Annotated in this window: 14 protein-coding genes; 5 read left to right on the forward strand and 9 right to left on the reverse strand. The window is 58.6% G+C overall.

Features of this window, described 5'->3' with window-relative positions; genetic code table 11:
• Together ABX749_RS04730 and ABX749_RS04735 are read left to right on the forward strand one after the other, a co-directional pair.
• A partial coding sequence (locus tag ABX749_RS04730; protein ID WP_372894981.1) for a DUF1553 domain-containing protein occupies nt 1-835 on the forward strand: 835 nt, incomplete at its 5' end.
• The gene (locus ABX749_RS04735) at nt 832-2,283 is read left to right on the forward strand and encodes a DUF1501 domain-containing protein (RefSeq protein ID WP_372894982.1); all 1,452 of its coding nucleotides are present in this window, start codon (nt 832-834) and stop codon (nt 2,281-2,283) included. The genes ABX749_RS04730 and ABX749_RS04735, both read left to right, overlap by 4 nt.
• 38 nt (nt 2,284-2,321) lie before the next feature.
• On the opposite strand, the gene ABX749_RS04740 is transcribed toward ABX749_RS04735, so the two are convergent.
• The 8 genes from ABX749_RS04740 to pepT form a co-directional block, all read right to left on the reverse strand.
• Nucleotides 2,322-2,528, reverse strand: coding sequence for a cold-shock protein (locus tag ABX749_RS04740; RefSeq protein ID WP_095736744.1), 207 nt, complete (start codon nt 2,526-2,528; stop codon nt 2,322-2,324).
• Nucleotides 2,529-2,778: 250 nt separating this feature from the next.
• Nucleotides 2,779-2,901 (reverse strand): hypothetical protein, encoded by a 123-nt coding sequence (locus ABX749_RS04745; RefSeq protein WP_372894983.1) that lies wholly within the window; start codon nt 2,899-2,901, stop codon nt 2,779-2,781.
• Between the two features lie 120 nt (nt 2,902-3,021).
• Nucleotides 3,022-3,264 (reverse strand): BON domain-containing protein, encoded by a 243-nt coding sequence (locus tag ABX749_RS04750; protein WP_145206969.1) that lies wholly within the window; start codon nt 3,262-3,264, stop codon nt 3,022-3,024.
• Between the two features lie 114 nt (nt 3,265-3,378).
• On the reverse strand, nt 3,379-4,470 hold the full coding sequence (locus ABX749_RS04755) for a flotillin-like FloA family protein (protein ID WP_372894984.1): 1,092 nt from the start codon (nt 4,468-4,470) through the stop codon (nt 3,379-3,381).
• 367 nt (nt 4,471-4,837) lie between these two features.
• Entirely contained in the window at nt 4,838-6,814 is a 1,977-nt protein-coding gene (locus tag ABX749_RS04760) for an ABC transporter ATP-binding protein (protein ID WP_372894985.1), read from the reverse strand.
• A 179-nt stretch (nt 6,815-6,993) separates the two neighbouring features.
• Entirely contained in the window at nt 6,994-7,515 is a 522-nt protein-coding gene (locus ABX749_RS04765; RefSeq protein WP_372894986.1) for a septation protein SpoVG family protein, read from the reverse strand.
• A gap of 60 nt (nt 7,516-7,575) precedes the next feature.
• Nucleotides 7,576-8,553, reverse strand: coding sequence for a 4-(cytidine 5'-diphospho)-2-C-methyl-D-erythritol kinase (locus ABX749_RS04770; RefSeq protein ID WP_372894987.1), 978 nt, complete (start codon nt 8,551-8,553; stop codon nt 7,576-7,578).
• Between the two features lie 7 nt (nt 8,554-8,560).
• Nucleotides 8,561-9,808: a peptidase T gene (pepT, locus tag ABX749_RS04775; protein ID WP_372894988.1), complete on the reverse strand. Its 1,248-nt coding sequence runs from the start codon at nt 9,806-9,808 to the stop codon at nt 8,561-8,563.
• 88 nt (nt 9,809-9,896) lie between these two features.
• Here pepT and ABX749_RS04780 point away from each other — a divergent pair, with 88 nt between their 5' ends.
• Nucleotides 9,897-10,727, forward strand: a complete 831-nt coding sequence (locus ABX749_RS04780; protein WP_145206963.1) for a 3'-5' exonuclease — start codon at nt 9,897-9,899, stop codon at nt 10,725-10,727.
• A 195-nt stretch (nt 10,728-10,922) separates the two neighbouring features.
• Here ABX749_RS04780 and ABX749_RS04785 read toward each other — a convergent pair whose 3' ends face one another.
• Nucleotides 10,923-12,821 (reverse strand): sulfatase-like hydrolase/transferase, encoded by a 1,899-nt coding sequence (locus tag ABX749_RS04785; RefSeq protein WP_372894989.1) that lies wholly within the window; start codon nt 12,819-12,821, stop codon nt 10,923-10,925.
• A gap of 187 nt (nt 12,822-13,008) precedes the next feature.
• On the opposite strand from ABX749_RS04785, the gene rpmG reads away from it, so the two are divergent.
• Together rpmG and recJ are read left to right on the forward strand one after the other, a co-directional pair.
• The gene (gene rpmG, locus ABX749_RS04790) at nt 13,009-13,173 is read left to right on the forward strand and encodes a 50S ribosomal protein L33 (RefSeq protein ID WP_095736658.1); all 165 of its coding nucleotides are present in this window, start codon (nt 13,009-13,011) and stop codon (nt 13,171-13,173) included.
• Between the two features lie 126 nt (nt 13,174-13,299).
• Nucleotides 13,300-14,762: single-stranded-DNA-specific exonuclease RecJ (gene recJ / locus ABX749_RS04795; RefSeq protein WP_372894990.1), on the forward strand; the 1,463-nt coding region annotated here is incomplete at its 3' end.

Below are 14,762 nucleotides of genomic sequence, written 5' to 3' on the forward strand. Positions count from 1 at the left end.
ACTGGCCGAGTGGATTGCCGATCCGAGCAACCCGCTGACGGCTCGGGTGTATGCCAACCGCGTTTGGTCGTGGTTGATGGGCGAGGGCTTGGTCGCGACGGAGAACAATTTTGGAACGACGGGCGAGTCTCCATCGCACCCTGAGCTGTTGGATGCGTTGGCCGGCACGCTGATCGATCACGGCTGGTCGACCAAGTCGCTGGTTCGAACGATCGTCTGCAGTGATGCCTATCGCCGCGCCGTCACCGAAGACCCCGCGCGGATTGCGGTTGATCCGAACAATCGACTGTACGCATCGGCCAGCGTCAAGCGTCTTCCGGTGGAAGCCCTTCGCGATGCGATGTTGTGCGTCAGCGGCGAAATCGAACATCGCTACGGAGGCTCGACGATCCGGCCCGGCACGTCATCGGACTACAATTACAAACACGACCTGAAACGGCGCAGTCTCTATTTGCCGGTGTTTCGCAATTCGCTGCCACCGCTGTTCGGGCTGTTTGACTTTGCCGACTCCAGCGTCTCGGTGGGCCAGCGGGGGCAGAGCACAGTCGCACCGCAGTCGCTGGCCATGATGAACCACACCTGGATCATCGAGCGCGCCCGGCAGGCCGGCAAGCGATGGCTGCACGCGTCGGCCGGCGCTCCGGCCGAGTCGGTTTCAGCCAAATCAATTGTCGAGCAAGTCTACCTCTGCTGCTACGGTCGGCGGCCGGATGCGGAGGAACTGCAATTCTGTCTCGACTACCTCGGTGGTGAAAACGCATCACCGAGTGAAGATCGGCTCGCCGACCTGATTCAATCCCTGTTCGCCTCCATCGACTTTCGGTATTTGGAATGAATGACGACATGACGCCCGACGGGGAACTGATCGCGCGACGCATGATGCTGCAGCAATCGGCCTGCGGTTTTGGTGCCTTGGCCTGCGGCGCGATGGCCGCCAGCTCGTTCACGGTGCCGGCGTCATGTTCGGCCGGCCCGGCGATGCCGCCGGGTCCGCATTGGATGCCCCGCGCCAAACGGATCATTTTTTTGTTCATGCAAGGCGGTGTCAGCCAAGTCGACTCGTTCGACCACAAGCCGGCACTGAAAACTCACGACGGCAAGAAGATGCCGTTTGACGATGCCCGCGAGTTCGCCCGATCCGGCCAGCGCGGCATCGAGCAACGGCTGATGAAATCGCCATGGGAATTCAAACCCTACGGCCAGTGCGGGCGTTACGTTTCGGATCTGTTTCCCGAGACGGCGCGTCACGTCGACGACCTGTGCTTCATCCATTCGATGCATACCGATGGCGTCGCACACGGACCGGCGACGCTGTTTCTGCATTGCGGCTCGACCAACTTCGTCCGTCCCTCGGTCGGATCCTGGATCTATTACGGGTTGGGCACAGAAAACGCCGCGTTGCCGGGTTTTGTCTCGATTGCACCCTCGATCGGCAACGGGGGTCCGCGAAATTATGGCAGTGCGTTCTTGCCCGCGCGATTCCAGGGGACACCGATCGGAACAGCCGGCCGCAGTGATCTGGAGATCGACAACCTGGTCCGCCAGGATGCTTCGATCGAGCGTCAGAAAGCTCAACTGGAATTGATCGATCGATTGAACCGACGTCAGATCCAGCGACGCGGGATTCGCAACAGTGAATTCGAAGCGATGCAGCAATCTTACCAACTCGCTTGGCGGATGCAGCAAGTCGCACCGGACATTTTGGATTTGTCCAGCGAATCGGCGACGACGCTTTCCGAGTATGGAATCGACGATCCCACGACCCAAGACTACGGCCGAAAGTGTCTGTTGGCCCGACGGCTTTGCGAGGCCGGCGTACGATTTGTGCAAGTCAACTACGGCGACAACTCGGCCAACCCCGCCTGGGACCAGCACTCGAATCTGCCCAAACATGCCACACACGCCAAGGCGGTGGATCGCCCGATTGCCGCGCTACTGGCGGATCTCAAACGACGGGGTCTGTTGGAGGACACCATCGTTTGGTGGGGCGGAGAATTCGGTCGAACGCCGTATTCACAGAGCAACGGCACCGGCCGCGACCACAACCCAGGCGGTTTTACCGTCTGGCTCGCCGGTGGCGGCTTTCGTCCGGGGATGGCCTACGGCCAAACCGATGAGTTCGGATTCGCCAGCATTCAGAACAAGGTCCACATGCATGATCTGCATGCGACACTGCTGCACCAGCTGGGTCTTCATCACGAGCAATTGACGTATCGTCACGCCGGCAGAGACTTTCGCCTGACCGACGTTTACGGCCGCGTGATTGAAGAAATCATCAGTTGAGTCGAAACTCGTCACGAGTTTCGTCGCGTGATCGCGTGTTAGTGTCCGACCAACTGAACGTTTTCGGCACGAGGTCCCTTGGGGCCTTGTCCGACGGTGTACGTCACTTCTTGACCTTCGCGAAGGTCATTGAATTCGACGCCTTCGACAGACGAACTGTGGAAGAACATGTCGTTGTTGCTTCCGTCGGTCGAGATGAATCCGAAACCTTTGTCGGTCACGCGTTTAATCTTGCCTTTTTCCATTTCCATATCCATTGTTAAAAAACAGTTGTGTCTCGATGCGTTGCGTGAAACGTTCACGCAAGCTCGGAGACACGGTGGGTGTTGCATCACGTTGCCGGTTCATCGGAACCGGCGTCAAAGCACACGAATCGGAACCCGACACGAATGTGTTCGGCTCACAGGATCGCACCGCGTTGATGCGGCGCCGGTGCTTACGTGATCTTGAGTATCCGCCCTTCAACAGGGGCGAAGTCGTTGATTGATTTGAAGTTTATGACGAGGCTGAATCGTTGGGATCGACGACATCGGTTGCATCGGGTGCGAGTTCGGGAACGGCGGATTTGCGTTCGTTGCGGCGCTGTCGTTTCTCTTCCGCTTTACGTTTCTTTTCCATCTCGCGCTGTCGTTTGGCGAAGGTGTTTTGATTTTTCGTAATTTGATCGACTCCTCTTAAACTAGTAATGTGATGCACGTCCCCGGCTGGCGAGGACGTTGCGGCCGAGTGAACCCGACGTTAAACCGTCTTCGGTCGCACTTCGACTTTAATCCGGTCGATGACGCGAGAGATTCCTTCGACGGACGAAACCGCCCTGAGAATCTGCTTGCGTTCGACTTCGTTTTTGATCGTACCGTTGAGCGTGACTTCGCCGCTGCGCACATCACCGCTCACTCTGGGTGAACTGGAACATTTCTTGGACAGGCGGCTTTGAACGTTTTTCAGCAGCGTTTTGTCTGGGATTCGATTACCGAGGGCCATCGTTCACTCCTAGGTGAAGCGGATGAAACAAATACCAGCGGCATCGGATCAATGGTTGCGCCGAATGAGTGCACCGGGTATTGAATTGGAAATCCCGAAGGGGAAGGAAACGTTTCATCCGTCGCGTTCCTCCCGAGGTCCGGGAAAGGGATTGGCCGGCGACGGTTTGGCATCGCCCGGTTTGGTTGGGCTGTTTTTGCGATCGGTGATGCCGTTGCCTCGTGGCGGTTCTTTGCGATCCACACCAGGAATCGAACGGACGACTTTCCCGCGCAGATTTCCGCTGCGAAACGCCACCGCCATCGCTTGCGGGACCTGAGCCTCGGCGTTGACCAAGTAGGCTCGATTTTCGGCGACCTTGGCGAGCATCTGTTGCGTGTGGGCCACCGCGTCGGCGCGGCGTGCTTCGGCCCGGGCGCGGGCGATGCGACCATCGGCATCGGCCTGGTCACGTTGCAACCGGGCGCCGATGTTTTCGCCGACGTCGATGTCTGCGATATCGATCGAGACGATGGCGAATGCGGTGTTCGAATCGAGTCCGTGGGCCATGGCGGCCTCGGAAATCTGAAGCGGCATTTCCAAGACGTCCATGTGCGTCTCCGACGACCCGATCGCGCTGACGATCGCTTGGCCGACACGGGCGACGATCGTTTCTTCGGTCGCCCCACCGATCAATTGGTCCAGATTGGTGCGGACGGTCACCCGTGCACCGACCAGTAATTCGACGCCGTTCTTTGCGATCGCGCTCAGCAGCGGTCGGCCCTCGCGGGCTTCGGGACAATAAATGACTTTCGGCGTCACACTGGTCTGCACCGCGTGAAGCACGTCGCGGCCGGCCAGATCAATCGCGGCGGCGCGATCAAAATCCAGCTCGATCCCGGCGCGGTGCGCCACGATGATCGCCTGAACGACGTTCATGACATCGCCGCCGGCAAGCGCGTGAATTTGTAAGTCCGCGGTCCGGATGCCGCCCTGACGGTCGATCCGCAACCCGGCCTGCCGGCACATGATTTTTGCCGTGACCATCATCCGCAGATCCAACTTCAGCAGATACATCACGATCAAGCTCTTCATCGTGATGTCCGCGCCGGACATGTAAGCTTGGATCCAGTACGCCCCGCATTTGCTGAGCACCCAGAACATCGCGATCGCGATCACACCCCCGACCAGCGCAGCGCCGACCAGAAGTTGCAGTTGGGAGGGCATCCCAATGCTCAAGACGGGTTCCAACAAGAACGCCAAATGTTTACCGCGCAGCTATCGTTTCGCTCATCGAGAAAACAATTGCTCTCGACACAGCTTTTTCACATTCCGGCTCACCTCCACCGAGGCTCACCCAAGGACGTTCATCCAAGTGATGCTGACGCTCTTTAGATCATTGACCGCACCGACGATTAGATGGGTGCGGGGGGGCTCGCGTGGTCGGTTTGATCGACACGCGTCGCCGATCGACCGGTATCGCAATGGATCACCGGTCGCTAATCATCATTCCATCCTACCGCTGCCACCGCCGCCCGCAATGGAGAAAGTTCGCATTCGGTGAGAATAGAGGCGTTGCGGGCGTCCGCCGCCATCACGCCGCGATCGGTTGGTCCGCTCCACACAAACTCTGGTAGAACCGGTTTTTACCGATCAATTCCTCGTGTTTTCCGCTGGCGGCGACCTGTCCCTGTTCGATCACGACCACGCGATGCGCCATCGCCAACGTGCTCGGCCGGTGAGTGATCATCACCCCGGTCCGCCCGACCAGGAACCTTTCGAGCGCCTGATGGATCAGCTGCTCGCTTTCCATGTCAATCTGACTGGTCGCTTCGTCGAGAATCAGAATATCGGGGTTGCGCAAGAACGCCCGGGCCAAGGCGATTCGTTGCATCTGTCCCCCGGAAAGTCGCATCCCGCCGGTCCCGAGGATCGTTTTGTAACCCTCCGGCGTCTTTTTGCGAATGAAATCATCGGCGAAGGCCAGTTTGGCCGCCCGTACGACATCGTGCGAATCGGCACCCGGGCTGCCGTAGCGAATGTTGTTTTCGATCGTGTCGTCGAACAGGATCGTCCGCTGGGTCACCAACGCAAGCCGCTTGCGCAGATCGCGAGTCCGCATTTGATCAATCGGCACGTCGTCCAACAGCACCTGCCCGCCTTGCGGGTCGTCGAAGCGACACAGCAGACTGATCATCGTGCTTTTGCCACAACCGTTGGGGCCGACGATGGCAATCGTTTCGCCGTGCGGGATCTCAAGATCAATGCCGCGGAGCACCTTGGGACCGGAGGGATATTGGTATTCGACGCCGGCGAACCGAATGTTCGCGTGCGGTCGCCGGGGCGAACGGGCGACGGTCGGCTCTTCGACCCGCACGGGCATGTCGACGATTTCCATCACACGCACCGCCGCCGCGATGCCGCGTTGTAATCCGCTCCAGACGTCGGCCAACTTGCGAGCCGGATCCGACGCACCGATCAAGAAGCTAAAGAACAGAAAGACTTGGCCTTGCTCCAGCGGTTCAGTTGTCATCTGCAAACCGAACAGATGCGTCTGTTTATTCAGCACCAGGTAGCCGCCGGCCAAGATCGCCAGGGACACCGTGGTCATGCCCATCAATTCCGTCGTCCCACGAGCCAGCGTGTTGTAGAACGCCATCTTCATCGTTTTCTGGTAGTAGGCGAACGTGCCGCGGCGAAGTCGGGCGCGCTCGAAAGCCTGGGTATTGGACGCTTTGACCAGACGAATCCCGGCGAAGGAATCATTGAGCATCCCGTACAACTGGCTCATCTCTTCCATCGCCCGCTTGCTGGCCCGTCGGATGGCGCGACTGAGTTGTTGCATCACCACCGCCAGGATCGGTGAGACGATCAGCACCAGGAACAGCAGCCGGTGACAAACGATGGCCGCACCGATCAAACAAGCCATCATCTTCAGCGGCTCGCGGATCATGCGGCCGAGCAACGTCGACACGCCCGCGGTGACCAGCGCGACATCATTGGTCAATCGCGCCGTCAAATCGGCCGAGCCGTTTTCGCCAAAGGCATCCAGATCCAAACGGAGCGCCTTGCGAAAGAAGATCGCACGCAAATCGATCGCCGTCCGTCCACCGACGTACTGCACCCACATCATGTTGGCGGTCAGCGCCACCAATTTCAGTGCCGTGCCGACGACCAAGAACGTCAAAATGGCCAACAACGTGCCAAACGGAGTCGTCGGGGCGTACGCGTCGACCCAGGGTTTGGCTTGGCGATACCAATGAGACTTGCTGGTCTGACGCGCCGCCTGCGCGCGGAGTTCGTCGATGGAATCCCCTCCGGTCGCCGCGCCGGACTCGATCTGGGCGATTTGAGCGGTGTACGTTTCGGCCGCCCGATCCGCTTTTTCAATCGACTCCTGAACGTATTCCGAGAGCGTGTCTCCGGCAAAGACGACATCGACGATCGGCAACACCGCACTGATGTTGGCACTCCACAACAGTGCGATCGCCAGCGAGGAAACAGCGATCCCGGCGATGGCCCAGTGACGTCGAAAAGCCAGTCTTAATACTCGAACGAAAGGCGTGTTCACGGGGCCGTCCTTGGTCACCGTCGTGGGCGATGCTGTCAAATGGGTCGGTCGACGAATCGGAAATGTCGAGGATGATTGTCGATCCGCGCGGGAAACAACCGCGTTTTAGCGAAACGCGTTGGCCGTGGCCAGTCCGTTCTGGAAACTCAAGATCATTGGACGTGGTCGGCCGCCGTCGATCAAAAAATCCCGGCACCGAATGCGGTGTCGTCGCCGCCGACGCGTTTCTCTTCCTGCTCGCTCGATGTTCGTTGTTTGGACGGACCCGGTGAGGCGTGGGGCGGATCAATCAACGCCGTGTCCACGTCTTCGCCGGCATCGGCAAAGTCGTCGTCGTATCGCGAACGATAGCCGGGTTGTTGGCAACGACTCAGTTCCGACTCGAACTCGCGAATCACCGCGTCCTGAATCAGCTCGCGGCACTCGCTGTTGATCGGATGGGCGACGTCGGCATACAGTTTTTGCGGCGAGTCGAGCGCGCCGTCGCTGTCGAAAGAAAGCTTGTTACCGCAATGGTTACAGTAGCTGGCGCGCAAATGGTTCTTGTGGTGACAGCGATTGCAATGACCGGTCAACTTGCGACTCGGCATCGCCACGAATGGTCCGTTGGCACCGTCGATGATCTTCAAATCACGGACCACGAAACAGCCATCGATCGTGATTGAACAAAAGGCTCGCAGCCGGTCTTCCGACGACTCCATTAACTTGATTCGAATCTCCGTTATCTCCACGATCTGAACTCCCTCGCTTTGGACTGCGTTCTAGCTCGGCTCGATTTCAATGGGTGTCGCAGCAGGAACCGTTTGCGCCACTCGAAGCAAAACACCAGGTTGCAACTCGGTCTCTAAACGCTTCACGATCTCCTTGGCCTGTTCGGCATCCTTGGCAAGACCAAAACATGCCGAACCGCTACCGGTTAGTTGACACGGTTGGAGTCCGCATTGCCACAGTGATTCTAATAATTCGTTCAGCTGTGGCAGAATTTTCAAGGCCGGCTCGGTCAGGCGATTCATCATCGCCTTGCCCATCCGCTCGCGATCACCACGCCGAAACGCCTGCAAAAAAGACGCGGACGAAACCGGTTGCTGGGGGACGTTCAACTGTGCGTAAACGCCCGCTGTCGACAGGCTGGTCGAGGGATAGGCCACCACAAAGTGTATCGATGGACAGGTCTTCAGCGGTGACAATAATTCGCCGCGACCGGTCGCATGGGCAGCCATGGGCGACTGGCCGTCGCCGGTCGCAAGAAAGAACGGAACGTCGCTGCCGATCGACGACGCGATCCCGTGTAGCACTTCTGACACGTTGTCAAATTGGTGAATCTGGGCAGCACAGTCAATCGCGTGGGCCGCGTCACTGCTGGCACCGCCCATCCCGGCTCCGGCGGGAATCCGTTTGCCCAGTCGCACCCGGAAGCCCGTTTTGACGCCAAAGCTGGCCCGAAACGCCTCCAGGGCGCGGACAACGAGGTTGGAGTCGTCGGTCGGAATCTGCAGCAACTCGGGCACGCGGCCAGCGCCGGCGTCCAACCCCAACTCGCCGGCAACCGATTCGACCGAGGGCAACCAATCTGCCGTCAATTCGATTCGCGGCTGGGGAATCGATTCGATCTCCAATTCGTCGCGCCAGTCGATCGCGGCCATGACGGTGTCGATCTCGTGGTACCCATCATCACGGCGGGCCGGAATCTCCAGGAACAGATTCAGTTTTGCCGGCGGCGAGGTTCGGGCGATCGTCATGATGGTTTCAAGCCCGTTGGTTCGACCAAAGCGATAGCAGTTCGACTAAGTGTTCGGTGGCGGCAACCATTTCGTCCAGGCACGCGAATTCACGAACGCTGTGGATATTGTGTTGGCCGCTGGACAGGTTGGGCGTCGGCAGACCTTTTTCGGTCAGCACGCTTCCGTCGGTCCCGCCGCGAACGATTTCTTTTTGACAGCGGCGGCCCAGGTTTTCAAACGCTTGTTCGGCCAAAGTGACCGCCTCGGGCAGCTTGGCCAGGCCATCGCCCAGATTGCGATATTGCCGCCGCGTCTTGACTTCGACTTTCAATCCCGGCCATTGTGATTCCACGGTGCCAGCGATCTGTCGCAAGGTTTCCGCATACGTTTCCAAGTCAGCGGCATCAAAGGATCGCAGGATCAATTCGACCGTCGCTTCACCGACTCCGCCGCTGATCGAATTGGCGTGGATGAACCCTTGCCGGCCGTCGGTGGTTTCCGGTGTGTCGGTTTCGCGAGGCAGTGCGGCAATGAAATCGGCGGCGCCACGAACCGCGTTGATCATACGGTCTTTGGCAATCGACGGGTGAATGTTGTCTCCGATGAAGCGCACCGTGGCAGCATCGGCCGAGAACGTTTCCACATCGACGATACCGGCTCCGCCGCTGTCGAGGGTGTATGCCACATCGGCGGCCAGTTTTTGCAAATCGATCTTGTCGGTGCCATGTCCGATTTCTTCGTCGCACGTCATCACGACTTTGACCGGACCGTGTTTCAGGTGTGGGTTCTCGATCAGCGTTTCGACCAGTTCCATGATGATGGCGACACCGGCTTTGTCGTCACCACCGAGCAGCGTGGTGCCGTCGGTGGTGATTAACGTGGCGCCGACCAGATCACGGAGCGCCGGGCAGGCGTCGACACGGATCACTTCACCGTTGGCCAGTTCAATGTCGCCGCCGGGATAGTTTTCGATCACGTTGGGACAGACGTTCTCACCGGGTGCGTCGGGCGATGTATCGACGTGGGCGACGAGTGCGACGACGGGCACCTCGGCATCGCCGACGGTGGACGGAACGCTCGCATAGACCAGGGCGTGTTCGTCTTGATAGACGTCCGCCGCCGACATCGCCTCAAGTTCGGCGGCGAGCAGTTTGCCGAGTTCCCGTTGGCCTTCGCTGCTGGGATACGTCCCGCTGTTGGGATCGGCGGTGGTGGCGATGCGAACGTACCGTAGAGAACGGTCCAACAATCGGCGGCGGTTGATTTCGAACATGTGTCGTTTTGTGTTAAGCTCGTGCGGCAGGGGTCGGAAACGGATCCACACCCCAAACACGTTTTTTGAACCGGGATCAAGGTGATTGATGAGCGAAGACGTTTCCCATCTGGTATTTGACTGCGAAAGTATCGCCGATGGGGCGCTGATCGCGAAAGTCCGCTACCCCGGCCAGTCGCTTTCGCCGCAGGAGGCCATCGCGCGTTATCAATCGGAATTGATGGAAGAAAAAGGGACCACGTTTATCCCCTACACGTTTCAGGTTCCCATTGCGGTGGTGGTCGCCAAGGTTTCCAAAGACTATCGGCTGATCGATATTGTTTCCCTGGACGAACCGAATTTTCGCAGCCACGTGATCACGGCCCATTTTTGGAAGGGCTGGGAGATCTACAAGCGTCCCCAATGGGTCACCTTCAACGGCCGCACGTTTGATCTGCCGCTGATGGAACTGGCCGCTTATCGCTTCGGCATCTCGATCGCGCCCTGGTTCAAGAACGACGGGTATCGATCGCCACGGAATCGATTCAGCGTCGATTCGCACCTGGACCTGCAAGATCTGTTGACCAATTTCAGCGCCTCACGCTTCAACGGCGGACTGAATCTGGCGACCAAGCTGCTCGGCAAACCCGGCAAAATGTCGGTCACCGGCGACCAGGTCCAACAACAATTTGACGACGGTGACCTCAAGGGCATCAGCGACTACTGCCGCTGCGATGTCTTGGACACGTATTTCGTCTTCCTCCGCTCGATGGTGCTCAGCGGCAAGATGACGCTGGAGAAAGAAGTCGAGATCACGGCCGAGAGCAAGGCATGGATCGAAGCCAAAGCCGCCGACTGCGAAGCCTATGCGACCTACCTGGAACACTGGGAAGACTGGTCCGATCCCTGGGAGAGTGAGTCAGCCGACGCAGAGGGATAGAGAGCAGACGAGTGCGGCCGGAAGTTCGGCAGAATGATCCGGGGCAGAATCATATTCAGACCGCTCAGACCGCGGTCCTCGAATCATTTCGCGACTCCATCATTCTGCCACTCCCGTCTCGTTAAGCAACGGGCGATTAATTAGTATCGTGGATCGGCGGAGCGATCCACGACAATGCGACGCTTACTGAAGAAATCAGATCTCGCCCTTCAAGTACTGCAATCGGCGAATCACTTCGCCTTTGGGGTCGATCGGCATCAAGACCGGCAGGAACTGAAACTTGTCCGGGTCCACCTCGTAGCCATGGAAGTCGTGCAGGAAGACGATCGTGTTGAGCATCTGCAACAGTTCCGGTTCGTTGGTCGCACGTTGCAGCGATCGATAAAGGAACGGTAGGGTATCGATGTCGCTATGTACGGCCAGATACTCGACGGCTCGCATGACGACCAACGGTTCGACGTCGACGAGGAATTTTTCGATGGCCGGAATCAGCGGTTTGGCGGCTTCACCCAATGAACTGCAGGCGACCAAGGCCCAGTAACGGACCCACGGATCGGCATCGTCAAGCGCCGCTTGGATTCCCGGCAACGCTTGTTCGCTCGGAAGCAATGCCAAGTTCACCGTGTCGATGTACTTGGTGATTTGTCCGCTGTGTGATTCGCCGAACACCGTCGGATTGTTGATCGCTTCATCGACCATCACCGCTTCGATCACAAAGCTCAGATCGGGCAGCGACTTGAGTCGATCGTCCAATTGATCACGCATCATTTTCAATTGCTGGGCGTGCTCTGGATCGGACGCCAGGTTGTTGATCTCGTACGGATCGGCCGCCAAGTCGTACAACGCCTCGGGCGCCTTGGCTTCGTAGAATTGTTTTGCCGCACCGGTCAGCTTTCCTTGCTGGTACAGTTCGCGCCACTGCTGGTACGCCAAACACTTGTAGCGATAATTGTTCTGCAGCCCGTCGGGATAGAAGGACTCGAAGTTGCGGATGTATTTGAAGTCACCGATCCGCAGCGATCGGACGAGTTCGTATTTTTCGTCGAACCGATCCGCGTACCCCAATGTTTCGTCGCGTCGATCGACTTTGTCCGGGTCGGCGTCGATCCCCAGAAACGGTTTCCCGTCGACACCTTCGGGTTGCTCCAGTCCGGCCAAACTCAACACGGTCGGCCCGAAATCAACGAATTCCACAAACCCGTTGGTGCGTGAACCGAGTTGACGTGCGGCAAGCGATTGAAAACGCTGCGGGACGCGAACGACCAGCGGAACGTGCAGGCCGGATTCGTACAGGTACCCTTTGGATCGTGGCAGCACACCGCCGTGGTCGCCGAAATAAAACACGAACGTGTTTTCCAGTTGTTCGTCTTCGCGCAGTTGGTCGATCACGCCGCCGACGAGTTCGTCGATTTTCATCATCCGATCGTGATATCGGGCGCGGGTGTAACGGAACAGCGGCGTATCGGGAAAGTAATCTTGGAGCTTGACTTCGGCCGGATCGGTGACCGTCTTTTCCTGCATCTGTGCTTCGCTGAAGTGCAATCGGCTTTCGTGCGAATCGGCGAACGTTTGAACATGAAAGAACGGCATCGATGCGTCCGGGCGGTTTCTCCAACTCGCCTTTCGACTCGACTCGCTCCAAACATCGGATCCCTTGACCGCGTTGTAGTCCTCTTTGCTGTTGTTGGTCGTGTAGTATCCGGCGGCTCGCAGGTAGGCCGGAAACATCTGCAAGTCTTCGGGCATCGGCATCGCGACATGACGACGATGGAATTGCGTGCCGATCCGCGGGGCGTAGCATCCGGTGATCAGAGTCGTGCGGGCGACCGAACAGACCGGTGCATTGGAGAACGCGCGATCGAAGGTCACGCCGTGGGCCGCCAGCGCTTCGATGTTGGGTGCCGGAGCCCCGGCGGGGTCAAAGTGACGAAGGTAATCCGCCGAGTTGTCTTCGGACATGATCCAAACGACGTTGGGTCGGCCGGGAGGGTCGGCCGCGTCCACGGTGGCCGAAAGCTGCGTCAGCAGAACCAGGCCGAGGGCGAAACGAACAGCGACCGCAGAGAGACAAATGGGGGGGATGAAACGCGTCATCAGGAAGGAATCCAGTGCAAAATGATCAAAGAAGGAGGCCTTGGTGGTGGTAATTCTAACCCGAATCGCCCTCCGGAGCAGGTTTCTGGAAACAAGGCTTGCCGAAACAGGGGGCCAGCGGGCATAATCCGCGACCCGAAAAAACGGCATGCATCCCCACAATCACACCTGTCTGAATTGACTTCCGATGGCTAAGAGCAAGAAAAAGGCTGAAACGGTCTTCCTGGTTTGCGAAGAAACCGGCGACTACAACTACACCTTGAAGCGTAAGCCCGGCGGCGAAAAGCTTCGTCTGAAGAAATACAGCCCGCGACTGCGCCGCCACACGTGGCACGGCGAAAAGAAAAAGTAGGTCCGACTCTGGACAACTGGGCAGCGGCGATCTTGCGATCGTCTCACTCGCCGCTGCGCACGGCCTTTTTTCTTGAGAGGCCAAACTCTGAACGCGTCAAGCGCCCCAACGTAAGTGAGTCCAAGGATGAAACGGAAATGGCGGATCGTTCCCCATGATGCCGCCCGCGTTGACCAACTGATCCGTGGATCTGGATTGCCGCCCGTCGTCGCTCAGCTTCTGGTCAGCCGCGGCGTCTACGATCGCAAAGCCGCCGACGCCTTCTTGTCGACCAAACTGACGGGACTTCGCGACCCCCAAGAATTGCCCGGTGTCCCCGAAGCGACCGAATTGGTCGCCGAGGCAATCGCAGCGAAAACGCCGATCGCGATTTACGGCGACTACGACTGCGACGGGATGACCGGAACCGCGATCCTGTACAACGGCTTGAAACTGCTCGGCGGTAATGTCGCCTACCACGTCCCCAATCGATTGGAAGAAGGCTACGGGCTGAATGCCGACGCGATTGGCAAACTGGCCGATCGCGGAAAGAAAATGATCATCTCGGTCGACTGCGGCATCACGAGTGTTGCCTGCGCCGAACTCTGCAAAGAGTTGGGCGTGCAACTGATCATCACCGATCACCACACGCTCGACGATACGCTGCCGGACGCCGACGCGATCGTGCACCCGCGACTGCCCGGTACGCATTATCCCTTTGGCGAACTTTGTGGCGCCGGCGTGGCCTTCAAATTGGCCTGGTCGCTGTGTCAAAAGATCTGCGGATCCAAGAAAGTGACCGAACCCTTGCGGCGCTATTTGATGCAGTCGCTGTCGTTGGCCGCCATCGGAACCGTCGCCGACGTGGTCCCGCTGGTCGACGAAAATCGGATTCTGGTCACGCACGGCTTGCGAATGCTCGGCAACGAACCGTTGCCCGGTCTGGCCGAACTGATGAAGATCACCAAACTGGACGAAGCATCGACGCTGAACACCGAGAGCATCGCGTTCAACTTGGCGCCCCGGTTGAACGCTTCCGGTCGACTCGGACAAGCCCAGTTGGGCGTGGAGTTGTTGACGACAACCAACGCAGAACGGGCCACGGCACTGGCCGAATACATCGACCAGCTCAACAAGAACCGCGACAGCTTGCAGCGGAGCGTCACCCTGGCCGCTCAGAAGCAAATCAAAGAAAACTTCGACGCCGAAAACGACCCCGCGCTGGTGCTCGCCGGTGTCGGTTGGCACCAGGGCGTGATCGGAGTGGTCGCCGGTCGGCTGAGCGACAAGTACGCCAAGCCGGTGATCATCCTGTCGATGGATGCCTCCGGGAAAGCGGAAGCGGTCGGATCGGGTCGCGTCGGTGGAACGGCGATTGACCTGCACGCCGCACTGGCCAATTGCGCCGACCGGCTGGTCCGTTTCGGCGGACACAAAGCCGCCGCGGGGCTGACGATCGACGAACGCCAAATCGATGGGTTCCGCGAAGACTTTTGCGAAGCGATTTCCGAACAATGGACGGCCGGTGAAATCGAACCGGAGATTGTGATCGATGCCGAAGCGTCGTTCGGCCAATTGAATCTGAACACGATCAAGCAAATCGAAACCCT

This window comes from Stieleria sp., from assembly GCF_041595215.1.
GTDB lineage: Bacteria > Planctomycetota > Planctomycetia > Pirellulales > Pirellulaceae > Stieleria > Stieleria magnilauensis.